18 protein-coding genes and 1 pseudogene are annotated in these 23,569 nt (G+C 70.7%); 6 read left to right on the top strand and 13 right to left on the bottom strand.

Annotated features, from left to right (window positions below):
* Positions 1-206: 206 nt before the first annotated feature.
* The 10 genes from AN216_RS08850 to AN216_RS08805 all read right to left on the bottom strand — a co-directional run bounded on the left by AN216_RS08850 (position 207) and on the right by AN216_RS08805 (position 10,898).
* Positions 207-686 carry a MarR family winged helix-turn-helix transcriptional regulator gene (locus AN216_RS08850; protein ID WP_070196039.1) on the bottom strand — a complete coding sequence of 160 codons (480 nt, stop codon included), beginning with the start codon at positions 684-686 and terminating at the stop codon, positions 207-209.
* Positions 687-695: 9 nt separating this feature from the next.
* Positions 696-1,625 (bottom strand): alpha/beta fold hydrolase, encoded by a 930-nt coding sequence (locus AN216_RS08845; RefSeq protein WP_070196038.1) that lies wholly within the window; start codon positions 1,623-1,625, stop codon positions 696-698.
* Entirely contained in the window at positions 1,622-2,335 is a 714-nt protein-coding gene (locus AN216_RS08840; RefSeq protein ID WP_070196037.1) for an isochorismatase family protein, read from the bottom strand. The genes AN216_RS08845 and AN216_RS08840 overlap by 4 nt, the downstream gene beginning before the upstream one ends.
* Positions 2,332-3,072 (bottom strand): SRPBCC family protein, encoded by a 741-nt coding sequence (locus AN216_RS08835; RefSeq protein ID WP_070196036.1) that lies wholly within the window; start codon positions 3,070-3,072, stop codon positions 2,332-2,334. Before AN216_RS08835 ends, AN216_RS08840 begins: the two co-directional genes overlap by 4 nt.
* Before the next feature lie 169 nt (positions 3,073-3,241).
* Positions 3,242-3,787, bottom strand: a complete 546-nt coding sequence (locus AN216_RS08830; protein ID WP_070196035.1) for a (2Fe-2S)-binding protein — start codon at positions 3,785-3,787, stop codon at positions 3,242-3,244.
* Positions 3,784-6,147, bottom strand: a complete 2,364-nt coding sequence (locus AN216_RS08825; protein WP_070196034.1) for a xanthine dehydrogenase family protein molybdopterin-binding subunit — start codon at positions 6,145-6,147, stop codon at positions 3,784-3,786. The genes AN216_RS08830 and AN216_RS08825 overlap by 4 nt, the downstream gene beginning before the upstream one ends.
* Complete coding sequence (locus AN216_RS08820) at positions 6,144-7,013, bottom strand: FAD binding domain-containing protein (RefSeq protein ID WP_070196033.1); 870 nt, start codon at positions 7,011-7,013, stop codon at positions 6,144-6,146. Before AN216_RS08820 ends, AN216_RS08825 begins: the two co-directional genes overlap by 4 nt.
* Before the next feature lie 16 nt (positions 7,014-7,029).
* Positions 7,030-8,472, bottom strand: coding sequence for an MFS transporter (locus AN216_RS08815; RefSeq protein WP_070196032.1), 1,443 nt, complete (start codon positions 8,470-8,472; stop codon positions 7,030-7,032).
* Between the two features lie 71 nt (positions 8,473-8,543).
* Positions 8,544-9,812: an FAD-dependent monooxygenase gene (locus tag AN216_RS08810; RefSeq protein WP_070196031.1), complete on the bottom strand. Its 1,269-nt coding sequence runs from the start codon at positions 9,810-9,812 to the stop codon at positions 8,544-8,546.
* A gap of 54 nt (positions 9,813-9,866) precedes the next feature.
* Positions 9,867-10,898 (bottom strand): 2,5-dihydroxypyridine 5,6-dioxygenase NicX family protein, encoded by a 1,032-nt coding sequence (locus AN216_RS08805; protein ID WP_070196030.1) that lies wholly within the window; start codon positions 10,896-10,898, stop codon positions 9,867-9,869.
* A gap of 546 nt (positions 10,899-11,444) precedes the next feature.
* Here AN216_RS08805 and uraD point away from each other — a divergent pair.
* The 6 genes and pseudogenes from uraD (at position 11,445) to AN216_RS08775 (ending at position 18,805) form a co-directional block, all read left to right on the top strand.
* Positions 11,445-11,954 (top strand): 2-oxo-4-hydroxy-4-carboxy-5-ureidoimidazoline decarboxylase, encoded by a 510-nt coding sequence (gene uraD, locus AN216_RS08800; protein WP_070196029.1) that lies wholly within the window; start codon positions 11,445-11,447, stop codon positions 11,952-11,954.
* A 2-nt stretch (positions 11,955-11,956) separates the two neighbouring features.
* The gene (gene uraH, locus AN216_RS08795; RefSeq protein WP_070196028.1) at positions 11,957-12,385 is read left to right on the top strand and encodes a hydroxyisourate hydrolase; all 429 of its coding nucleotides are present in this window, start codon (positions 11,957-11,959) and stop codon (positions 12,383-12,385) included.
* Positions 12,386-12,392: 7 nt separating this feature from the next.
* A complete protein-coding gene (gene pucL, locus AN216_RS08790; RefSeq protein ID WP_070196027.1) occupies positions 12,393-13,325 on the top strand; it encodes a factor-independent urate hydroxylase in 933 nt (310 codons plus the stop codon).
* A 176-nt stretch (positions 13,326-13,501) separates the two neighbouring features.
* Complete coding sequence (locus AN216_RS08785; RefSeq protein WP_070196026.1) at positions 13,502-14,929, top strand: 8-oxoguanine deaminase; 1,428 nt, start codon at positions 13,502-13,504, stop codon at positions 14,927-14,929.
* A 591-nt stretch (positions 14,930-15,520) separates the two neighbouring features.
* Positions 15,521-17,079: pseudogene (locus AN216_RS08780) on the top strand (nucleobase:cation symporter-2 family protein).
* Between the two features lie 244 nt (positions 17,080-17,323).
* Entirely contained in the window at positions 17,324-18,805 is a 1,482-nt protein-coding gene (locus tag AN216_RS08775; protein WP_070196025.1) for an arylsulfatase, read from the top strand.
* A gap of 52 nt (positions 18,806-18,857) precedes the next feature.
* Here the strand turns inward: AN216_RS08775 and AN216_RS08770 are convergent, their stop codons facing one another.
* The 3 genes from AN216_RS08770 to AN216_RS08760 form a co-directional block, all read right to left on the bottom strand.
* Positions 18,858-21,032: a SpoIIE family protein phosphatase gene (locus tag AN216_RS08770; RefSeq protein ID WP_070196024.1), complete on the bottom strand. Its 2,175-nt coding sequence runs from the start codon at positions 21,030-21,032 to the stop codon at positions 18,858-18,860.
* Positions 21,033-21,259: 227 nt separating this feature from the next.
* The gene (gene aceB, locus AN216_RS08765; RefSeq protein WP_070196023.1) at positions 21,260-22,873 is read right to left on the bottom strand and encodes a malate synthase A; all 1,614 of its coding nucleotides are present in this window, start codon (positions 22,871-22,873) and stop codon (positions 21,260-21,262) included.
* A 364-nt stretch (positions 22,874-23,237) separates the two neighbouring features.
* Positions 23,238-23,569: nucleotidyltransferase family protein (locus AN216_RS08760; RefSeq protein ID WP_170843062.1), on the bottom strand; the 332-nt coding region annotated here is incomplete at its 5' end.

Genomic DNA, 23,569 nt, shown 5'->3' with positions numbered 1-23,569 from the left:
GGGTGCTGATGGGGGAGGTGCTGTCCTCGGTGGCGATCAGGGTAGTCCGAGTACGTACTAATTGGTGGTGCTGGTGCCCCTTCCGCGACCGCAGGGGACTGGCCGGTTCGGCACCGCTCGGCCGTGTCGAACCGGGCCAGCGCGCCCGTGGTCGTTCTACGAGCGGGCACCGCAGCGCGGTGCGCCAGGTTTCGCTCGGTCCCTGCTCAGTCCTCGCTCAGCTTCTCCCAGTGGTCCGCGAGCGCCGTCAACTGTCGGAGCAGCTCTGCCCGTTCGTCTCCCGGGGGGTACGACTCCAGGAGTCGTTCGTCCAGGGCGCGTGCCCGGTCGTTCGCCTCGCGCAACACCCGCTCGCCCTCGGACGTGAGGTAGAGCAGCTTGCGGCGTCCGTCGTCGGCAGCGGTCCGTCGCTCCAGCAGCCCCCGGCGCTCCAGTCGGCGGGCGATGTCCGCCATGGTGGAGGTGTCCAGGGCGACGGCGGAGGCCATCGAACTCTGGTCGTGGCCCGGCGCCGAGTCCACCGTCGTGAGGACGGCGAACTGCGGCCCGGTGAGGGTCGGGTCCACCGCCCGCACCCATATCGCGAGGTACGCCTGGTAGAGCCGGCGGGCCTGGTATCCGGGGGCGTTGGCGAGGGCGGCCGGGGGCATGGCGGAGGTGGCGGGCGCTGGATGCGGGTCGGTCATGGGACCCACTTAAACACGCCCGCCGGGCGGGGAGTCGGCGGTGCCCGGAATGTATTGGTCCGCTGCCAAAACTCCGCCAATGGCCTCGCGCGCGGCGGCGAGCGCGACATCCGGATTGTCCCAGAAGACCATGTGTCCGGAGTCCGGTACGGCGACCAGCCCGGCGGCTGCGTTCGTACGCGCGGCCTCCTCGGCACCGGCGCTCGTCACGACGGGGCTGTCGCTGCCGTACAGCATCGTCACGGGAGTGGGAACTCCGGGCCACCAGTCGAAGAAGTCCTCCGTCTCGAAGCCCCGGTGGGTCGCCCGCAGCGCCTCCTCGCCGCAACTGGCCAGCCAACGGGCCCGCAGACCCTGCTCGCGGCGCGGCCACCGGGGCCACGCCCGGGCCACCTCGTCGGCGTCGGTGCCGCGTTGGGCCTGCTCGAGCTGACCGAGGAAGGCGGCGAGGGTGGTGGGGTACGGCTCCCGGGCCGGTCCGCTCATCGGCGGATCGACCAGGACGCTGCCGCGCAGCGCCACCTTGGCGCGTACGGCGGTGGCCGCGGCGATCCGGGCGCCCATGGAGTGCCCGAAGAGGATGGGACGTTCCAGCCCCAGCTCCTGGATCACGGCCTCGGTGTCGGCGGCGTAGCTCTCCAGGTCGTAGCTGTGGCCGTCGTCCGAGAGGCCCCGGCCGCGTACGTCCAGGACGAGGGGGCGCACGAGGTCGGTCAGCTCCCGGGCGACGAAGTCCATGGTGACGGCGGGGCTGGTGATGCCCGGCAGGACGACCAGGGGGACCCCGTCGCCGCCGTAGTCGAGCAGGTGCAGGCTCACCTCACCGGACGGACCGGAGCGCGCCCAGCGGCTGGCGGCGGGCACGTCGGCGAGGTCGGCGAGCGCGTCCTGGTAGAGGAATCGGGTGGACACAGCGGGCTCCTGAGGGATACGGGTCATGCGGTCGGGCGGTTCGGTCCGGTGGCCGTACGGGGCGGCAGGCCACGGAGGTAGCCGAGCGCGTCGGCCTGGCTGATGACGTCGCCGTACTTCGCGTCGATGTCGAAGAGCGCGGCGTCGTGCGGCCCCCGCGCGCGGTCACCGGCGCAGTCGCGCGGCACCAGCACGGGGAAGCCGGACTGGACGGCGTCGACCGCGGTGGCCCGTACGCAGCCGCTGGTGGTGGCGCCGCACACGAGCACGGTGTCGCACCGCAGCGAGGCGAGGAGCGCGGCGAGCGAGGTGCCGAAGAACGCGGAGGCGCCCTTCTTCGCCACTAGGTGGTCGACGGGCTCCCGGGGGAGGCGGGGGTCGAGGTCGACGGCCTCGCTGCCCTCGACCATCGCGCGCATCCCGGTGGCCTTGTCCAGCCAGGCGAGCGGGCTGCCGTCGGGGCCGGGGCGCGCCTCCGCCGGGGTGTAGGAGATGACGGTGTAGATGACCGGGACCTCGGCCGGGCGTGCCGCGTCGACCAGTTCGGAGGTCGACCGTACGACCTGGGTGAGGTCGCTGCCGGAGGCGAAGTCGTCCTCGGTGAAGCCGCGTGTGAGGTCGACGACGACCAGCGCGGGGCGTACTCCCCGGCGCACCCGCGCGCCGAAGCCGGCCCGCTCGTACACCTGGTCGGTCTCCTGGCCGTACCGTCCCCGGTCGGGTTGCTCGGCGGTCACTGGTTCCTCCGTACGGCGCGCAGGTGCTTCTCACCGGTCACCAGCCGGCCCCACAACCAGCCCTGGAACAGCCCGAAGGCGAACGCGGCGGCCACCGGACCGTACTTGCCCAGTGCCGGGCCCCCGAGGACGGACAGGCCGTTGAGTTCGGTCTCCGGAGTGAAGCCGACCGGCGCGCCAGCCTTCGGGGCGGCGGCCGGCGCGCCGGAGTGGGTGGCACCGCCGGCCGCCGGCGCGGGAGCGGTCGCACCGTCGGTCGCGGTTCCGGACGGGCCGCCGGCCGTGGTGGCGCGGTCGTGGTCCAGCAGGCCGCCGAGGTTACGGGCGAACTGCTGGAGGATCTTGTCGGACACCGAGCCGATGGCGCCCTTGCCGAACTGCGCGATCTTGCCGCGGATCACGAGGTCCGTGGACAGCTCCAGCCGAGCCCCCTCGGGAGCCTCCGTGACGACCAGCGAGACCTCGGCCTCGGCGTCGCCGCTGCCGTGCGTGTCGGCGCCGCGGGCCTGGAGCCTCAACCGCCGCTGCGCGCTGTCCACTTCAAGGAACTGCACGGTGCCGGAGTACGCCGCGGTGATCGGCCCCACCTTGACCTTCACCCGGCCACGCCAGGTGTCGCCCTCCCCGCCCTCCAGGGCCGCTCCCGGCATGCAGGTGACGACCCGCTCCACGTCGTTGACCAGCGCGAACACCTCGTCGGGCGGCGCCGACACGGTGACCGTGTTACTCAGTTGCATCGGTTTCTCCTTGTGCTGTGCCCGGCAGGGCGGTCCGGGACGGTCCGTGGGAGCTGCGGGTTGCGGCTCAACGGCTCTACTGGCTCTGTGACGCAACACCCGTACGTCTCTACGGCTGCCGGCACCGCGGGCGTACGCGCGCCCGCCGGCGTCGCGCCGCCGGGGCGGGTCACGGCGACTCACCGTCCAGCTGGGCCTGGAACGCGGCACGGCGCTTGGTCGCGCAGTCCTCGATCGCGTCGACGATGGTCTGGTAGCCCGTGCACCGGCACAGGTTGGAGGCGACCGTCTCGCGGATCTCGGCCCTGCTCGGCTCGGGCCGCTCGGCGAGGAAGCCCTCGGCGAGCATCAGGAAGCCCGAGGTGCAGAAGCCGCACTGCAGACCGTGGTGATCGCTGAACGCCTGTTGCAGGTCGCTCAGTTCCTCGCCGTCGGCCAGCGACTCCACGGTGCGTACGGCCGACCCCTCAGCCTGCGCGGCGAACATCAGGCACGCCCGTGCGGGCGCACCGTCGAGCAGCACCGTGCAGGCGCCGCAGATGCCGTGCTCGCAGGCGAGATGGGTGCCGGTCAGGCCGAGGTCCTGGCGTAGCACGTCCGCGAGGGTACGGCGGGCCTCGGTCACTACCTCGTACGTCTCGCCGTTCACCTGCAGCGAGACGAGTTGGCTGTTCTCGTACTGAGCGGTGCTGTGGGGAGGAGTCGAGGCGGTCATGATGCGTGCTCCAGTGCGCGGGCTACGGTCTCGGGGGTAACGGGTGTGCTGTCGAGCTCCACGCCGGTCGGGGTCAGGGCGTCGTTGACGGCGTTCAGGACAGCCGCCGGCGCCCCGATCGTGCCGCCCTCGCCCACGCCCTTCGCGCCGGTCTCGGTGAACGCGCAGGGCGTCTCCAGGTGGTGCACTGACACCTCGGGAGTCTCCAGGGCGGTGGGCACCTTGTAGTCCATGAAGCTGGTGGCCGAGGGCTCGCCCTGGTCGTCGTAGGTGATCCGCTCGAAGAGCGCGCCGGCGACGCCCTGGGCGATACCGCCGCGGGTCTGGCCGTCCACGACCCGCGGATTGATCGCCACGCCGCAGTCCTCGACGCAGACGTACCGCAGGATCTCCACCTGCCCGGTGCCCGGGTGGAGTTCGACGACGGTGCCGTGGGTGGCGTTGGAGAAGGTGCCGTCCGTGCTGACGTCGAAGCTCGCCGTCTCGCTGAGCCCGGGCTCCAGCTCCGGCGGCAGCAGGTGCGACTTGAGGTAGGCGACGTCGGCCAACTCGGCGAAGGTGAGCTGGGCGCCGTCTGCCCGGTGGCGTACGGCGGCCCGTCCCAGCTCCACCTCCGCCACCGGCACGTCCCAGCGGGCGGCGGCGATCGCGCACAGCTTCTCGCCGAGTTGCCGGGCGGCCCGGCGTACAGCGCTGCCGCCGATGGAGACGGAACGGCTGGCGTAGGTGCCCCAGCCGTAGGTGACGCGGTTCGTGTCGCCCTGGTGGACCCGGACCCTCGACAGCTCCAGTCCGAGTTCGCTGGCGGCGATCTGCGCGAAGGTGGTCTCGTGGCTCTGCCCGTGGCTCATGGTGCCGGTGGTGACGACCAGGGCTCCGCTGACGTCCATCCGGACCTCGGAGATGTCGAAGCCGGGGACGACCTCCATCTTCCGCTGGGCGAACGCCTTGGAGCCGTAGCCGGTGCGTTCGCTGAAGCAGGAGTAGCCGATGCCCAGGTGGCGGCCCTCGGCGGCGGCCCGTTCCCGCAGCTCGTACCAGCCCTCGTCACGCATGGTCTGCTCGCACAGATTCAGCGACTCGAGGTAGGAGCCGGGATCGTACGTGACGTTGTTGACGCCGGTGTAGGGGAACTCCGTGATGAGGTTGCGTCGCCGCAACTCCACCGCGTCCATGCCCAGTTCCCGGGCGGCCCGCTCGAAGAGCCGCTCCACCACCTGGACGTACTGCGGCCGGCTCACGCCCCGGTAGGGCGCGGACGGTGCCTTGTTGGTGGTGACGGCCCGGGCCCGGACCCGGTAGGCGGGCAGCCGGTAGACGCTCGGCATCTCGGAGGAGGCCATCATCGGCTCGATGCCCGCGGTGAACGGGTAGCAGGAATAGGCGCCCATGTCGCACACGATGTCCGCGTCCAGCGCCAGCAGCCGGCCCTCGGCGCTGAACGCGGCGCGGGCGTCGTAGTGCTGCTCCCGACCGAGGAACGAGGCGGTCAGCGCGTCCTTGCGGTCCTCGGTCCACTTCACCGGCCGCCGGAGCCGCAGCGCGGCGGCGGCCGTCACGATCTCCTCGCGGCCGACCACGCACTTGAGCCCGAAGCCGCCGCCCATGTCCGGGACGATCACCCGCACCGCGCTCTCGTCCATGCCCAGGCAGGCCGCGGCCACCGTGCGCACCTGGTGCGGCACCTGGCTGGAGGTGGTCAGGGACAGCTGCCGGTCGCGGTCGTCCCACTCGGCCACGGCCCCGCGGGTCTCCAGCGGGAGCGCGTTCTGCCGCCCGGTGCTGGTGTTGACGGTGACCACGTGACCCGCCTCGGCGAAGACCTCGTCGATGCCCTCGGTGGCGAACATCGAGACGTCCAACAGCGTGTTGGCCGGTGCCTCGTCGTGCACCAGGGTTGCCTCGGGAGCCAGCGCCTGGGCGGCGGAGGTGACCGGCTGACGCAGGTCGTACTCCACCTTGGCGGCCTCCACGCCGTCTTCCGCCGCGTACGGGTCCCGGGCCACCACGACGGCCAGCGGCTCGCCGGCGTAGCGGACCCGGTCCCGGGCGAGGACCGGCATGCCGGTGGGCACGAACTCCGAGACGGGGCGGTCCAGCCGGGCGGTGATGTCGACCAGCTTCAGGTCGTCGGCGGAGTACGCCGCGACCACCCCCGGCACCTCCAGCACCGGGGCGAGGTCCAGCGAGGTGACCGTGCCGTGCGCGACCCGGCTGCGTACGAACTGGGCGTACAGCATCCCGGGAAGCCGCAGGTCATCCGTGAACCGGCCCCGGCCACTGACCAGCCGGGGGTCCTCCTGACGCGCGACGCTGGCCCCGATCAGGGAGCCGTCGGACGGCTTGGGTTCTGTGGTCAACGGGTCATCGCCTCCTCACAGGCACGTCGCACCAGGGTGCGGGTGAGCAGCCGGCGGTAGTGCGCGCTGCCGTTGTCGTCGCTGGGCGGGTCGATGTGCTCGGCCGCGGCCTCGGCGCACTCGTCCAGGACACCGCCCGTGCCGGGCCGGTCCCGGGAGAGCACGGCCTCGGCCTCCGGGCAGCGCACCGGCAGCGCGTCCACCCCACCGAGGACGATACGGGCGCCGCGTACGGTGTCCCCGTCCTCGGCGAGGTCGAGGCTGACCGCTGCCGAGACGGTGGCGAAGTCACCGTGGCGTTCCGCGAACTCCGTCAGGGCGGAGTGTGGTGCGGGGCGCGGGAAGACGATCTCGGTGAGGAGTTCGTCCGAGTCCAGCGCGGTGGTGAAGTAGCCGTGGAAGAAGTCGGCGGCCGGAACGGCGCGTTCGCCGTCCGGGCCACGGACGGTCAGCTGGGCGTCGAGCAGGATCGCGAGCAGGCACCACTCGGCGGTGGCGTCCGCGTGCGCGAGGCTGCCTCCCACGGTGCCCCGGGTGCGGATCGGCAGGTGCCCGACCCACCGCATGGCCTCGCGCACCACGGCGTGGTTCCGGCCGACGCGGGTGCTCGGCGCGGTTTCCACGGCGTGGTGGGTGGTGAGGGCGCCGATGCGCAGGGCGCCGTCCGGATCGTTGTGGATGCCGACCAGCTCCCGCAGACCGGCGATGTCGACGAGGTGCTGGGGGCGGGCCAGCCGGAAGTTCATCATCGGCACCAGGCTCTGGCCGCCGGCGAGGACCTTGGCGTCCTCGCCGAGCTCGCGCAGCAGCCTCGTCACGCCGTCGACGTCACGCCCGCGGTGGTAGGTGAACGCGGCTGGTTTCATCGGATCTCTCCTTTCCTCAACCGCGGACGGGGTCGGCCTTCGGTGGCACCGTCGTGTCGTCGTCCGGGCCGGCCCCCGGGGTGGTCGTGGCGGGATCGGCGTCCTCGTTGACGGTGTCGAGTTCGAGTCCGTTGGTCTCGGGCGCGGCGACGGCCATCCAGAGCACGGCGAGCACCACGGCGACACCCAGTACGACGAAGGTGACCGGCAGCCCGAGCTGCGGCCACATCAGGGAACCGAAGAGCATCGGGGCGAATCCGGTGCTGACCCGGCTGACCGAGGAGGCCCAGCCGAAGCCACTGGCGCGCAGGGTGGTCGGGTACATCTCGGAGACGTAGGCGTACATCGCGGGGATGGTGATCTGCATCAGGAAGCCGAAGACGCCGATCCAGATCATCGCGGCCGTGTTGACCTCGAGCATCAGCGCGAAGGCGACGAGCGCGGCGCTGGCGAGCGGGGCGGACAGCCCGATCAGCCACTTGCGGCCGAGGACGTCGACCAGCCAGGTGGAGGCGACGACGCCGAGGATGCCGATGCCGCTCATCAGCGTGGTGCCGGTGAACGCGGCGGTGTCGGCGTATCCCTCCTCCTTGAGGATCGAGGGCATCCAGGTCAGTGCGGCGTAGTAGACCAGCAGGACGGTGATGAAGAGCAGCCAGGAAACGGAGGTGATCTTCGGATTGTACTTCCACAGTCGCATGAACTGCTGCGCGCCCGCGCGTATCCCCTTGGGCCTGTCGTCACCCTCGCCGGCACCGGGCTGCGGGATGGAGTACGGCTCGGGGGTGGCCCCCGTCTTGGCGACCAGGTCGTCGATCACCGCGCGGGCCTCCTCCTCACGGCCGACCTTGGTGAGGTAGACCGGGGACTCCGGCACGCCGCGACGTATCCAGAAGAGCAGCAGCGCGGGGAACACCATCATGCCCAGCATCCAGCGCCAGCCGTGGTCCAGCGGCACCATCATGGTGGCCACGACACCGCAGAGGGTGACGCCGATGGGCCACCACAGGTCCAGGGCGGTGAGGATACGACCGCGGTACTTCTTCGGGGAGAACTCACTGACCAACGCGTAGTCGACGGGGATGCAGCCGCCGAGGCCGACGCCCGCGAGGAACCGGAAGAGCAGGAAGATCTCGTAGTTCGGGGAGAGGACGCCCAGGACCGAGAACAGCGCGAAGATCAGCAGGGTGTAGCTGAACGCTCGCTTACGTCCGACCCGGTCGGCGATGGCACCCCATACGACGGCGCCTACCGCCATGCCCACCAGGTTGAACGTCGCGACCAGGCCGCGGGCGCTCAGGGAGAGGTCGAACTCGGCACCCACCAGCGGCATGAGGAAGCCGTTGAGTGCGATGTCCCAGGCGTCGAACATGTAGCCCAGGCCGCCGATGATGAAGATCCTGCCTTGAACCCCCCATTTCCAGGGGAGTTGCTGCACTATCTGATCGCCAGTCTTCACGATGACTCCAGGTGCGGAGGGGACGAGCACGCCGCGGCCCCGGCTGTGTGGGGAAGGGCCGCGGGCGCGTCTCAGCGGGCGAACGGGTAGGAGAACCGTTCGAGGTCGGGGTCGTTGAGTGGCGTTCCGCTCCAGAGCCAGTCGTAGGACACGTCGGATTCGCCGTCGAACTGCTTGAGCTGGGCGTCCCGAGCACGCTGCTCGGGCCCGTCGGGGTAGTGGTAGAAGGTCTGGTTCTGGTGGGAGGCCGCCTGAACCATGCCGGCGTGCTTGGCCCGACGGTTCACGTAGCGGCGCAGCGCCTCCGGGATGTTCTCGGAGGTGACCTGGCCGAGTTCCTCGGCCAGCACGGCGGCGTCCTCCATCGCCTGGGAGGCACCCTGTGCCTGGTACGGCAACATGGCGTGGCTGGCGTCTCCCAGCAGGGCGACATGGCCGTCCATCCAGACGGGGTCGCGGCGCCGGTGGTACAGCGCGAAGCAGGAGACGTCGTCCTTGGCCTTGGACAGCATGGCCGGCACTCGGTCGTCCCAGCCGGGGAAGGCGGCGGCGAGTTCATCCGGGGAGGAAGGCGCCGACCACTTCTCGGCGACCTCGTCGGTGCAGGGGACGCAGGCGACGATGTTGAGGAACTCACCGCCCCGGATCATGTAGTGCACCAGGTGCCGGTCCGGTCCGAACCAGATGGTCGACTGGAACCGGTCGACCAGCCACCGGGTGCTCGGGTCCGCGGCTATCAGGTCGCCGGGGATCAGCGCCCGGAAGGCCATGTCGCCGGAGAAGATCAGGGTGTCCTCGCAGCCCATCAGGTCACGGACCTGGGAGCGGACCCCGTCCGCGCCGATGAGGGCGTCCGCCTCGTAGCGGGTGCCGTCCGCGGCGATGGCGACCGGCCGCTGCGGGTTGCTCCGGTCGAGGTCGGTGACCTGCTGATTGGTGCGCAGGTTGACCACCGGGCCGGAACCCTCCGGGTCCGTGCACGCGTCCATGATGACGCGGTGCAGATCGGCCCGGTGGTAGTGCCAGTACGGCGCGTCCTGTTCCCGCTTGCAGCGCTCTCCCAGGGGCGTCAACGCGATGATGCTGCCGTCCTGCCAGCGCCGCCGAACCTGGTCCAGCGGCTCGGTGTGGATCGCCTCCATCTGCTTGCGCAGCCCGAGCCCGAACAGTACCCGGCTGGCGTTCGGCGCGGTCTGGATGCCCGCCCCGACCTCTCCGAGCTGCGGGGCCTGCTCCAGCACGGTCACCTTGATGCCGCGCTGTCGCATGGCGAGGGCCGCGGTGAGACCACCGAGTCCTCCGCCGACGACCGTCACTTCGTACGACTGGCTGGACGCCACTGTTCCTCCATGCTTCGGGACGTGTCTGGGGGCCGCCGGTACGGCGACCGGGTTTCAGCGCTCGGTGAGCTGTCCCGCCGTGACGACCTGGGTGTCGTCGACGGTGATGGAGCAGTCCCGCATGCCGACGTCCACGTGGGCGTACGACTCGCGTCCGAGGATCGGGTGCGGTCCGGTGGACCAAAGGAAGTTGCCGGCGAAGGCCCGGGCGTCCATGCCCATCAGGTCGCCCTTGCTGTACAGCGCGGTGGCGAACCAGTCAGCGCTACGCATCAGGCCCCAGCCCATGTGGGAGAGGCTGCGAGCCCACTTGTCGTCCGCGTCGTCCAGGAAGGTGGCCAGCATCTTGGCGTCCGCGCCGCCCTTGATGTCCGTGATGTGGCCGCCCGCGACCTCCAGGGTGACGGGGGCGCGCACGTACTCCTTGAACGGCAGCAGGATGTCGCCCTCGGCCAGCACGATCCGGCCGTCGGAGATCTCCGGCCAGCACAGCACCATCGTGCTCGGCCAGTGGTCCCAGCGGCCCGGGTCGTCGGCGAAGCCGACCTGGTACTCGGGGTGGGCGTTCTGCAACTGCACGGTCAGGTCGGTGCCGGCGACGGAGGTGACGCGCATTGTGGATGAACGTTTCATCAGCGCCGCCTCCCGCTCGACGAGGGCCTTGTCACCCTCCTTGGGGAGGTTGCGGATCAGCACGTCGGGGGCGTCGCAGACGAAGATGATGCGGGTGCCGGTCTTGAGGATCTCCTGCTGCACGGGAGCGTGGATGAAGCCCTCCCGGGTGAGGTCCACGACCAGGTCGGCGGACTTCAGCAGGTCCTGCGCAGCCTCGTCGTCCAGCACCGAGGACAGGCCGGGGCCGGCCCCCGTGTGGGTGCTCGGTGAGGGGTCGGGGTTGCCGCCCGGCACGGTCGCCGCGATCACGCGCGCGCCCAGGGTCTTCGCCGCGCCGAACGCGGCGGCGACGTAGTCGCCGCGGCTTCCCGGTTCGGAGAGGACCACCACGTGCTCGCCCTCTCGTACCTTGCAGAGCTGGAGCTCACGGGTGAACGCGTCCAGGAGGTCCACGGACGAAAAGTCGAACATAACAACCTCTTCCCGGTTAAATCGGATACGGAGCCGCCAGTGGCGTTCCGATGTGGGCGGTGGCGGGGCACGCGGGCGACGGGGAGACGCTCCGAGGAGGATCCGCGGCTCGGAGAGCCTTCGTGCTGCGGTCTGGGCAACCGGCGGTGAGGGTGAGCCGGCGTCCTGATGAAATTGATCCGAACACGTACTAACCCTGTCGGGCAAGACCCGCCGGCGAGGGAAATTCCGACGGCTGAGCCAGGGGTGCCGGTGTCTTCGGTATAACACCAGGTCAGCGGCCTTTTGTGGGTCACGAAAAAAGTGTGGTGACCGACACGGCGGAAACCGCTTCTCGGATACCTGGCGCATGCCGGCATCCACGGTGTGTAGTCGTGTCCTTCGCGTCGCTCGCGTGCGGGCTGTCCCGGCTCGGAGAGGTGCGGTCACTGTTTCCGGCGGGGCCGTGGGGAGAAGTTCCGAAGAATTTCAACAAAGTGTTGACGTCTGCTTCGGCGGGCACTTAGCTATTCCCATCCCGAAAGCCCCACGGCCTCGGAGGCCCCCGTGACTTCGACTCCCACTCCGGGTCTGACCTGGTTCAACAGTGCCGAACCGGCCCCCGCGCGCGACGCGTTGCACGAGGTGTGCGCGTCGACTGCCTGGAGTGACCGGCTGCTCGACGGGCGGCCGTACGCCGACGCCGACGCGCTGTGCCAGGGCAGTGACCTGGCGACCTCGGCGCTCACGTCGATGGACCTGGCGGAGGCCATGTCCGCGCACCCGCCCATCGGCCGACCGAAGCCGGGCGACCCGGCCTCGACTCGCGAGCAGCGCGGCATGGCCGGCGCCTCCGAGGAACTGCGGGAGGAACTGCTCGAGTTGAACCTCGCCTACCAGGAGCGGTTCGGACACGTCTTCCTGATCTGCGCGACCGGACAGAGCGCCGAGGCGATGCGGGACGCGGCGCGCGAGCGCCTGGGCAACTCGCCGGAACAGGAGTGGGAACGCGTCCGCGCGGAACTGCGGAAGATCAACCGCATCCGGCTCACCCGACTCGCACACGAAGGAGCATGACGATGAGTGGCGAGAACCCCGCGGGACGCACCTCGGTGTCCACGCACATCCTGGACACCAGCGTCGGCCGGCCGGCGCCGGACGTCGCAGTGCGGCTCGAACTGCGCGGCGCCACCGACGGCGACTGGCGGGAACACGGCTTCTCGCGCACCGACGCCGACGGGCGCTGCAGGGACTTTCCGGCGCTGCCGGAGGGCACGGCGCGAGTGCGGCTCACCTTCGAGACCGGGCCGTACCTCGCCCGTACGACAGACAAGCCAGCCGAGGAACAGCAGGACGCCCCCCGCACAAGGGACAGCGCCTCTCCGGAAAGGGAGAGTGGCAGTTTCTTTCCCGAGGTGACCATCACCTTCACGGTCGCCGAGGGCGAGCACTACCACGTGCCGCTGCTGCTCAACCCGTACGGCTACTCCGTGTACCGAGGGAGCTGACACCCACATGCCCACGATTCTCGGCCAGAACCAGTACGGCAAAGCGGAGAACCGCGTCGTCAAGATCACCCGGGACGGCGACACCCACCACATCAGGGACCTGAACGTCTCGGTGGCCCTTTCCGGTGATCTGGACGAGGTGCACTACTCCGGATCAAACGCCCATGTGCTGCCCACCGACACCACCAAGAACACCGTGTACGCCTTCGCGAAGGAGCACGGCATCGATTCTCCCGAGGATTTCGGCATTCGGCTCGCGCGGCATTTCGTTACGAGTCAGGAGCCGATCGGGCGGGCTCGTATCCGGGTGTCCGAGTACGCCTGGGAGCGCATCGCGACCTCGGACGCGAACTCCCGGTTCATCGGCGCGGACGAGGTTCGGCACTCGTTCGTACGGCAGGGCCAGGAGACGCGTACCGCCCAGATCACCTTCGACGGCACGGACTGGGAGGTGCTCAGCGGCCTGAGCGGGCTGACCGTGCTGAACTCCACGCACTCGGAGTTCTGGGGTTACATCAAGGACCGCTACACCACGCTCCAGGAGGACTACGACCGTATTCTGGCGACGGAGGTCACCGGAGTCTGGCGGCACAACTGGGTCGATTCCGAGCAGCGTCCGCCGAACTGGAACAAGTCCTACGCACAGACGAAGAAGCACCTGCTGCAGGCATTCGCCGAAACCTATTCGCTCTCCCTACAGCAGACCCTTTACCAGATGGGTGCGCGGGTGATCAACAGTCGCGCGGAGATCGACGAGATCCGCTTCTCCATGCCGAACAAGCATCATTTTCGGGTGGATCTGGAGCCGTTCGACATCAGCAACGCAGCCGCCGACGGGGCCGTCTACTACGCTGCCGACCGGCCGTACGGCCTGATCGAGGGAACCGTGCTGCGGGACGGCGCCGAGTCACGCATTCCCGTCGACCTGACGAACCTCTGAGGACCGACCCCGAATCCGACCGCACACCACAACCGAACGGCGCGTGACACGCGCCGTGCAGCGGCACCCGGAGCACGAACGGTGCGGCGAGCCCGTCCCGTCGGCCGCCGTACGGCCCCGGCACTCAAATCCCCAGGGCCCTGCCGTGCCCATCCGCCCGGAAGAACGAGGACTCCATGGCAGACCCAGCAGCCCCAGCAGCCTCCGCGGACCCAGCAGCCCCCGCGGCTCCGGAACAGCGCGTCATCATCGAGAACTGCGCGATCGCCACCGTGGACGACGCGGACACGGAGTACCCCTCCGGGCATGTCGTCATCCGCGGCAGGGTGATCGAGTCCGTGGGAGCCGGCGCCGCTCCGGCGGGGCTGGAGCACGTCGTGCGGCGGGTGGACGGCAGCGGACACCTGCTCACGCCGGGCCTCGTCAACACGCATCACCACTTCTACCAGTGGCTTACCCGAGGACTCGCCCAGGAAGCCAACCTCTTCGACTGGCTCGTCGCGCTCTATCCCACCTGGGCGCGGATCGACGAGCCGATGGTGCACGCCGCGGCCCGCGGTTCCCTGGCGATGCTCGCCCGCGGCGGTGCCACCACCGTCTCCGACCACCACTACATCCACCCACGCGGCGCAGGAGACCTGCTCGACGCCGAGATCCGGGCGGCGCGAGAGACCGGCGTGCGCTTCACCGCGGCGCGTGGCTCCATGGACCGAGGCGTCTCGGACGGTGGACTGCCCCCGGACTTCGCGGTGGAGACCACGGACGGAGCCCTGCGGGCCACCGAGGAGGCCGTCGACCGCTATCACGACGCCTCCTTCGACTCCATGCTGCGGATCGCGGTCGCGCCCTGCTCGCCGTTCTCCGTGTCCACCGAACTGATGCGGCAGAGTGCCGAGTTGGCCCGCCGCAAGGGCGTACGGCTGCACACGCACGGCTCGGAGACGCGGGAGGAGGAGCAGTTCTGCCACGAGCTGTTCGGCATGGGCCCGACCGACTACTTCGAGTCCACCGGCTGGCTGGGCCAGGACGTGTGGATGGCGCACTGCGTCCACCTGACCGACTCCGACATCGCCGCCTTCGCCCGCACCGGTACGGGCGTGGCGCACTGCCCGTCCTCCAACGCCCGGTTGGCCGCCGGCATCGCGCGGGTACCGGACATGCTGGCGGCCGAGGTTCCGGTCGGTCTCGGCGTGGACGGGACGGCCTCCAACGAATCCGGTGAACTGCACACCGAGTTGCGCAACGCGCTGCTCGTCAACCGTCTCGGGGCGCATCGTGAGCGTGCCCTGACCGCCCGGCAGGCACTGCGGCTCGGCACCCATGGAGGCGCCCGAGTGCTGGGTCGGGAACGGGAGATCGGCTCGCTGGAAGCCGGCAAGCTCGCCGACCTGGTGCTGTGGAGACTCGACGGGCTCGGCCACTCCACCATCGCCGACCCGGTGGCGGCCCTGGTCTTCGGTGCCGCCGCCCCGGTCACCCTTTCCATGGTGGGTGGCAGCCCGGTGGTCGAGCAGGGCCGACTGACGACGGTCGAGGAGGAGGACGTCGCACGCGCCGCGCGGGACGAGGCCAGGCGCCTCGCCCGTATCGCGGCCGAAGCCTGAACAGCACGCTGAGCAGGACGGAACGGACGGACAGACCGCTCGGAGCCGTGTGATCCACGGTCATCGGGCACGTACCGCGGGGAGCCGTGGGCCGCTACGCCGGTCACGGCCCCGGCGGGGAATCCGCGGCGCTGGCCGGACATCGGCCGAGAGCGCGACAAGAGGAAGCACGGCGTCCCGTGGGGGAATTGCCACGGGCGACGGTGCCGCGCCGGCAGGAGCGGCCGGCGCCGTACCGCCAAGACCTCACCCACACCCGCCGCCACCAACGAACTGGCGTCACCGAGGCACGCCGCCACCGGGTACGAACGCCAGGCGGCGAACCGAGCGCGGACGGCCGGTCGGCGCGTGGCGCGCGGCGGCGCAACAAGGACTCCGGCCGAGGGGACGGCCTCGGCCGGCTCCAGGCGACCGAGCGGGTCGCCTGGCGGAACCGTTCCCGGAGGCACGGCCGCACGCCGAGCCTCCGGGAACGTCCACCGAAGGATCACGGCGCGACAGGACCGCACAACCGCATACCGAGCACGTGCACCACCTCCCTGAAACCGCGTGTCGACGGCGACACCCGTGCAACCGACAGGAGGAACCGGCGTGGCCAAGACGCCCAGGTTCAGCGCGCAAGGCAGGACCCCGGACGCTCCCGGGGAGCCACCAGTCCCCGATGTCCATCCGGATCCGACGGAGAAGCACCCCGTCGATCAGTCCCTGCCACCCTTCAAGCTGCTCACCGCCGGCCTACAGCATGTCGCGGCCATGTACGCCGGCGTGGTGGCGCCCCCACTGGTCGTCGGTACGGCCGTGGGTCTCTCGGTCACCGAACTGACCTTCCTGATGGGCGCCAGCCTGTTCACCGCCGGCATCGCCACGCTCCTGCAGACACTCGGAATCTGGAAGATCGGTGCCAGACTACCGTTCGTCAACGGCGTGACCTTCGCGGGGGTCGCCCCGATGCTCGCCATCGTGAACTCGGAGGGGCCGGACGACGCGCTCCCGGTGATCTTCGGTTCGGTACTGGTGGCGGGGGCTCTCGGCTTCCTCATCGCGCCTTACTTCAGCAAGCTGGTGCGGTTCTTCCCGCCGGTCGTCACCGGCACCGTGATCACTCTGATCGGGATCTCGCTGCTGCCCGTCACCTTCAACTGGGCACAGGGCGGGGACGAGGCCGCGGACGACTACGGCGCGGGGCGGAACATCGCCATGGCGGCGGTCACCCTGGTCGTCGTACTCCTGCTCCGCCGCTTCACCCGCGGCTTCGTGAAACAGCTCGCCGTGCTGCTCGGGCTGATCATCGGCACCGTCATCGCGATCCCGGTGGGACTCACCGACTTCAGCGCGCTCGGTGAGGCCGATGTGGTCGGTTTCCCCACGCCCTTCCACTTCGGCGGTCCGCAGTTCGCGGCCGCGGCCATCATCTCGATGTGCGTCGTCATGCTGGTCTCGATGACCGAGTCCACCGCGGACATGCTGGCACTCGGCGAGATCGTGGAGCGGCCCGCGGACGAGCGGACCATCGCCGCGGGGCTGCGCGCGGACACCCTCGGGTCCTTCCTCAGCCCCTTCTTCAACGGCTTCACCTGTAGCGCCTTCGCGCAGAACATCGGTCTGGTGGCGATGACCCGGGTGCGTAGCCGCTTCGTGGTGGCGGTCGGCGGCGGCTTCCTGATCCTGATGGGCCTGTGCCGATCGCGGCGGCGCTGATCGCCACCGTGCCGCTGCCAGTGCTCGGCGGCGCGGGCGTGGTGCTCTTCGGCTCGGTCGCGGCCAGCGGCATCCAGACCCTGGTCAGGGCGGGCCTGGAGCGGGACAACAACGTGATGATCGTGGCCGTTTCACTCGCCATCGGAGTCATCCCGATCACCGCCGACGGCTTCTATCACGCCTTCCCGGAGAGCGCCCGGATCGTGCTGGACTCCGGCATCTCCACCGGCTGCATCGTGGCCATCGTGCTGAACTACCTCTTCAACCACCTCGGCGGGAAACCAGCCGCCGCCCCGGACCCGGAGCCGGCCCATGCCCCGGACGAAGCGGCCAAGGAAGGGGCCGGGGCAGCGCCCGACGACGCGACCGCCGAGTCCGCCCCCGAACAGACTGTGCGCGTCGGCCGGCAGCGCGAGCCGAGCGTACGGGACTCGCCGGCGGCCTCCTCCTGAGGCGCCGCCCGCACGCGGCACCGGCGGCCGGAGCGCCCGTGGTCGGTGTCCGGATTCCGTACCAACTGCATATCGATGCGGACACCGGACTTCCTCGCGGTGGTCCAGCGACAGGTGGAAACCGCAGCTCAGCAGGCTGTCCTGGCGGACCAGCGGCGGAGTGCCGAGCAGAGGGGTGGCGAGGAGCGACGTGCCGGATGGGTGATGATGATCCCTTACGTCATGCCCCGAAGGAGCCCGCCCCTTGCACGCCACCAGCACCCGCCGCCAGGTCCTCGCCGGGGGGACCGTCGCCCTGGGCCTGGCCGGACTCACCGGGACGGTCGCCACCCTCGCCGAGAGCGGGGTGGTCCGGGAGGCCACCACGGCGGTGGGCGGGGACGGTGAGAGACCCGGACCCAACATCGTCGTCGTGCTGGCCGACGACCTGGGCTGGGGCGAGTTGGGATCGTACGGACAGCGACTCATCAGCACACCGCGGCTGGACCAACTCGCCGCCGAGGGGATGCGCTTCACCAGCGCCTACGCCCCCGCCCCGGTATGCGCGCCGTCCCGCTGCTCGATGCTGACGGGGCTGCACTCCGGACACGCGACCGTCCGCAACAACCCCCTACACGGCGCCCAGGCGTCGCTGGGGGAGGAGGACACCACCTTCGCCGAGATCCTGCGGGAGCGTGGCTACCGCACCGCGTGCTTCGGGAAGTGGGGCTTCGGGCCGGAGGAGCCCAACCAGCCGAGCCACCCGAACAACCGTGGCTTCGAGGAGTTCTACGGCTATGTCTCGCACGGCCGGGCGCACGACTTCTATCCCACGATGCTCTGGGAGAACGACAAGCAGGTCGCCCTGCCCGCCAATAAGCACGGCCGGCGTGCGGTGTACGCGCCGGACCTGTTCCGGCAGCGGGCACTCGACTACGTCACCCGGCGGGCGTCGGCCGACGAGCCGTTCCTCCTCTATGTCGCCCCGAACACCCCGCACGCGCCCAGTCGTTACCTCGAGCACGCCTCGTACGCCTCGCGCTCCTGGTCAGCGGCCAACAAGGGGCACGCCGCCCAGATCAGCCATTTGGACGGGCTCGTCGGCGACCTCGTCGACCTGCTGGTCGAGAAGGACCTGGCCGAGGACACCATCGTGCTGGTCAGTAGCGACAACGGGCCGCACGAGGAGGCCGGGGTCAACCCGGAGCGGTTCGACGCCAACGGCGGACTGCGTGGCTACAAACGGAACCTCTACGAGGGCGGCATCCGGGTCCCCCTGATCGCTTGGGCGCCCGGCCGGGTCTCGGCCGGCACCGAGACCGACCGTCGTACCCCGCTCACCGATCTGCTGCCCACGCTCGCCGAGTTGGGCGGAGCCGAGGTGCCGGAGGACCTTGACGGCATGTCCATAGCGGGCCTGGTGACCGGGGGCGAGCGGCCCGGTGCCCATCCGTACCTCTACTGGTACCGGAACGACCCGCACACTACCCCCCGTTCGCAGGCCGCCGACCGCGGTCGTGGCGCGCGGCTGTGTGAGGCGCTGCGGCAGGGCGACTGGAAACTCGTGCGCTTCGCCCCGGGGCGACACCGCGAGATTCCGGACCACCGCTGGCAGGTGGAGCTGTACAACCTCCGTCAGGACCCGGCCGAGTCACAGAACGTCGCGGACCAGCACCCGGACCTCGTACGGCGCATGATGGGGCTACTCCGTGAGGCGTGGACCGAGCCGGTACCGGTGGCCGTGTGAGCGGTACGCCCGCCGGCGACGTCGCTCGGCGGCGGTGCGCCGGCTGAGGCGCTCAGTCCGGTGCCGGGTCGCGGCTCGGCTTCCCGCCGTCCTCGCTGTCGCCGGTGTCTCGGGTGGTTCGGCCGTCTCCGCTGGTTCCCTCCTGCGGGTTGGCGAACTCGCACCACACGCACTTGCCGGTGCCCCGCGACTCGACGCCCCACATGTCCGCCAACTGGTCCACCAGCAGCAGACCCCGGCCGGCGAGCGAGGTGTCGGAGGGCGTACGCAACTGCGGGTGGGTGCTCGAGCGGTCCGTCACCTCCACCCGCACCCGCCCACGCTCCTGGCTCAGCGGATACACCGTCACCACCGCGCCTCCGCCGGTGTGCAGCAGCGCGTTGGTGGTCAGCTCGTCCGTCACGAGCACCATCTCCTCCACCCGTTCCCCGGCACGCCAGGAGCGGGCCGCGGCCCGCACCATGTCGCGTACGGCGGACAGCCCCTCGGGGTCACCGGCGGCCACGTGCTGGTGCAGCCGGCGGCCGGGCTGGGTGGCCGCTGTGGCCTCGCGCTGCAGCAGCACCAGCGCCATGTCGTCGGTGCCCGGGAAGCCCTCGGGCACCTCGCACAGGGCGTCCGCCAGCCGCTCCACGTCGCCGGGGCCCGTACGGATGCGTTCGGCCAGCGCGCCGAGGCCGTCCTCGAGGTTGCCGCCCGGCACTTCGACCAGGCCGTCCGTGAAGAGCACCAGGGTCTCGCCCGGCTCCAGCTCCACCGTGGTCACCGGATGCTCGGTGAGTTCGAAGTGAGCGGACAGTCCCAGCGGCAGCGCGCCCAGCACGGGGAACTGCCGGCAACTGCCGTCCGGCCGGCGCAGTATCGGCGTCAGGTGACCGGCTCGTACGACCCGCAGCCAGCCGCTGACCGGATCCGCCTCGACGTACAGGCAGGTGGCGAACCGGCCGGTGTCCATGTCGTTCAGGAAGGCCGAGGCCCGGGAGAGGACGCTGGCCGCCGAGTGCCCCTCCGCCGCGTACGCCCGCAGGACGATCCGCAACTGCCCCATCACCGCGGCGGCCTGCGTGTCGTGCCCCTGCACGTCGCCGACGACGGCCGCGACCCGGCCGCCGGGCAGCGGGATGACGTCGTACCAGTCGCCGCCGATGTCCCGCCCCTGGTGCGCGGGCCGGTACCGCACCGCGGCCCGTACGCCCGGGATGTCCGGGACGGTGTGCGGCAGCATCGCCTCCTGGAGGCCCTTTGCGAGCTCGTGCTCCTGTTCGTAGAGCCGGGCCCGTTGCACGCTCTGCGCGACGCTGCTGGCCAGCGCGGTGAGCAGGTCGCGTTCCTCGGGCGAGAAGTCGCGCTGGGACTGGTAGAGCAGTCCCAGCGAGCCGATGGAAGTGCCCTGGGCGATCAGCGGAAGGTACGCCCCGGCGGACGCGCCTACGCTCTCCACGTACGGCAGCACGCGCGGGTAGCGGAAAGCGAAGTCCTCCCGGGAGACGACGAACCGCGGCGTGCGGGTGCGTACCGTCTCGCTCATCGGCAGCGGGTCGTCGAGCCGGTTGTACGGCAGTTGCGGCGGATGCTCGGCCGGACCACCGCCGAGCAGCCGGACACGTCCGTTCTCGACGAGCCCCACGAGCACGCTGACGGCCCCCACCTGCTCCATCCCGCGCGAGCTCTCCAGCGCCTCCAGGACCTCGCGTACCGTACGGGCGTGCGCGAGCGCCGCGGTGGTGCGCTCCACGACGGAGGTGTGCCGCAGCCCCTCCGCGTTCAGCGCGAGCCGCTCGGTGGGCTGGCTCAGCTCGTCGGTGGCGTCCCGCATGATGCCGATGACCCGGCTCGCCCGCCCCCGCTCGTCGCGCCAGACGGTGCCCTGGGTGTGTGCCCAGCGCACCGTGCCGTCCCGTCGCTGGATCTGGAAGTAGGCGCCGTAGTCGGGCTTCCCGCTCTCCAGCGCCTGGGCGATCAGCGTGTCCAGCCGGGACGACTCGGGGGCGGGCAGCCGGCGGGAGAGACTGCGCGGGTCGTCGTCGTACTCCGCACGGGAGAGGTCCCAGACGGCCAGGGCGGGTGCGTCCAGATGCAGGACACCGCGCTCGATGTCCCAGTCGAAGGAGCCGGTGCGGTTCAGCGCGAGAGCGGTTTCCGTGTCGATCGGCCAGCCGGCCGGGGCGGTTTCCGGCGCGGGTTCGGCGTCCGGTGCCCTACCGGACGTGCTTCCACGAGCCTCCATGCCGCACTCCCGACCGGTCAGCGGCGTTCGGTGGTACGCCAGCTGGTTGACGCGACTCACTCTGACACTGTATGCCCCGATTCGCATGCTTTGGCGGGGTGGTCGGTCAAGGTGTGCGCGGGCTCGTGACCGGGGCCGTACGCGAGCGTACACGCACGTCAGGGGCGGACCGAGGCCGCGGGGAGCGGCACCGACCGCATCCCCGCGGGTCCGGAACGGGCGTACCGTCAGTCCAGCAGGTCGTACGCCGGCAGGGTCAGGAAGTCCGCGTAGTCCTCGTCCAGCGCGACCCGCAGCAGCAGGTCGTGCGCGGTCTGCCAGCAGCCGGCGGCGAAGGCGTCCGGGCCTGCCTCCGCCTGGACGGCGGCCAGGTCCTCCGCGGCGACCCGGCGAACCAGCTCCGGGGTGACGGTCTCCCCGGTGTCCAGCACCACCTCGGCGTTCACCCACTGCCAGATCTGGGAGCGGGAGATCTCGGCGGTCGCCGCGTCCTCCATCAGCCCGAAGATGGCCACGGCACCCATGCCGCGCAGCCACGCCTCGATGTAACGGATGCCCACCTGCACGGCGTTCCGCAGCCCCTCGTACGTCGGACGTGCCTCCAGCGAGTCGACGGCGATCAGGTCGGAGGCGGTCACCCGGACGTCCTCGCGCAGCCGCTCCTTCTGGTGCGGACGCTCGCCGAGCACCGCGTCGAAGGACTGCCGCGCGACCGGGACCAGGTCCGGGTGCGCCACCCACGAGCCGTCGAAGCCGTCTTCGGCCTCCCGGTCCTTGTCCGCGCGCACCTTGGCCAGCGCGAGCTCGTTCGCCTCCGGGTCCCGGCGGTTGGGGATGAACGCCGCCATGCCGCCGATCGCGTGTGCTCCCCGCCGGTGGCAGGTGCGTACCAGCAACTCCGTGTAGGCGCGCATGAACGGCGCTGTCATGGTGACCGAGTTGCGGTCCGGCAGGACGAACCGGGCGCCGCCGTCCCGGAAGTTCTTCACGATCGAGAAGAGGTAGTCCCAGCGGCCGGCGTTCAGCCCCGAGGCGTGGTCCCGCAGCTCGTAGAGGATCTCGTCCATCTCGTACGCCGCGGTGATCGTCTCGATCAGGACGGTCGCCCGGATGGTGCCGTACGGGATGCCGCAGTACTCCTGGGCGAAGACGAAGACGTCGTTCCACAGGCGCGCCTCGAGGTGCGACTCGGTCTTCGGGAGGTAGAAGTACGGGCCCTTGCCCAGGTCCAGCAGCCGCTGGGCGTTGCGGAAGAAGTACAGCCCGAAGTCCACCAGGGCGCCGGGCAGTGCCTCGCCGTCCAGCCGCAGGTGGCGCTCGTCCAGGTGCCAGCCGCGCGGTCGGGTCACCACGGTGGCCAGCTCCTCGGCCGGGCGCAGGGCGTACGACTTGCCGCGCTCGTCGGTGAAGTCCAGCCGGCGCTCGTAGGCGTCCGTCAGATTCAGCTGGCCGCCGATGACGTTCTCCCAGGTGGGAGCGGAGGCGTCCTCGAAGTCGGCGAGCCAGACCCGGGCTCCGGAGTTCAGCGCGTTGATGGTCATCTTCCGGTCGGTGGGCCCGGTGATCTCCACCCGGCGGTCGTTCAGCGCGGCGGGGGAGGGGGCGACCCGCCAGTCGCCCGCGCGTACGTGCGCGGTCTCCGGGAGGAAGTCGAGCGTGCTCGTGCGGGCGATCCCGGCCCGCCGCTCCTCCCGGGCGGCCAGCAGTTCCGCGCGGCGCGGGGTGAACCGGCGGTGGAGTTCCGCCAGGAAGGCGAGGGCCGCGTCCGTCAGCACCTCGTCCTGGCGGTCCACGGGTGGCGCGTCGACCGTGATCGGCTGGGACGGCGCTGGTGCGGACATGTGTGTCACTCCTTCGGTGACGGGCCCGGACCGCGGGGCGGGCGGGGCCTCCGACACCCGGTGTCAGACCTTCCCGGCCCGCCGCGAGCACGGCCACGGACGCGTCACGGCTTCTAGGATGCTTCTGACCTGTGGATACTAGTTTCCCTATAGTGGAACTTCAATCCTTTGTTGATGTCGAGACACGTGGCGTACGACCCATTCGCATCGTTCGTGGCGCGGAGTGCCACACAGTGGTGGGCGTGCGGCTCAGTCCTGCGCGTGCCACGCGTGTCACGCGCGCGTACCACCGCTGCCGTCACGAGATGCCTGAGGCGGATCGAGGTGGATCGCCCGCTGTCCGGTCAGCCTGTCGCCCCGCCGCTCAGGGCGCCAGCCGGCTCAGATCCTCCGGGGTGTCGACGTCCTCCGGGGTCGCCACGTCGCCGCACTCCACCAGCCGAAGCCGGTCGGCGTGCGTACGCAGATAGGCCCGTGCCCCGCGGTCACCGGCCGCGCTCGCGTGCACCCCGCTCCAGTGCCGGGAGCCGAGCAGTACGGGATGCCCCCGACGCCCCGCGTAGGACGCCGCGGCGAGGACGTCGGGGGCCGGGCCCGCCCGGCGTACCCGGTCGACGGCCGCCGCCGTGACGCCCGGTTGGTCGACCAGGAACATCAGGGCCGCGTCGGCGTCCGTGTCACGCAGCGCGTCGAGGC

It is taken from the genome of Streptomyces oceani, assembly GCF_001751245.1.
Taxonomy (GTDB): Bacteria; Actinomycetota; Actinomycetes; order Streptomycetales; family Streptomycetaceae; genus Streptomyces; species Streptomyces oceani.
Note: the sequence above shows the minus strand (reverse complement) of the source record. Positions and strands in the feature narration are given on the sequence as shown.

Bases quoted from the DNA above. Each gene is read 5' to 3' on its own strand.
- AN216_RS08850 (WP_070196039.1), bottom strand. From the start codon at position 686: ATGACCGACCCGCATCCAGCGCCCGCCACCTCCGCCATGCCCCCGGCC.
- AN216_RS08845 (WP_070196038.1), bottom strand. From the start codon at position 1,625: ATGACCCGTATCCCTCAGGAGCCCGCTGTGTCCACCCGATTCCTCTAC.
- AN216_RS08835 (WP_070196036.1), bottom strand. From the start codon at position 3,072: ATGCAACTGAGTAACACGGTCACCGTGTCGGCGCCGCCCGACGAGGTG.
- AN216_RS08830 (WP_070196035.1), bottom strand. From the start codon at position 3,787: ATGACCGCCTCGACTCCTCCCCACAGCACCGCTCAGTACGAGAACAGC.
- AN216_RS08820 (WP_070196033.1), bottom strand. From the start codon at position 7,013: ATGAAACCAGCCGCGTTCACCTACCACCGCGGGCGTGACGTCGACGGC.
- AN216_RS08805 (WP_070196030.1), bottom strand. From the start codon at position 10,898: ATGTTCGACTTTTCGTCCGTGGACCTCCTGGACGCGTTCACCCGTGAG.
- uraH (WP_070196028.1), top strand. From the start codon at position 11,957: ATGAGTGGCGAGAACCCCGCGGGACGCACCTCGGTGTCCACGCACATC.
- pucL (WP_070196027.1), top strand. From the start codon at position 12,393: ATGCCCACGATTCTCGGCCAGAACCAGTACGGCAAAGCGGAGAACCGC.
- AN216_RS08785 (WP_070196026.1), top strand. From the start codon at position 13,502: ATGGCAGACCCAGCAGCCCCAGCAGCCTCCGCGGACCCAGCAGCCCCC.
- AN216_RS08770 (WP_070196024.1), bottom strand. From the start codon at position 21,032: ATGGAGGCTCGTGGAAGCACGTCCGGTAGGGCACCGGACGCCGAACCC.
- aceB (WP_070196023.1), bottom strand. From the start codon at position 22,873: ATGTCCGCACCAGCGCCGTCCCAGCCGATCACGGTCGACGCGCCACCC.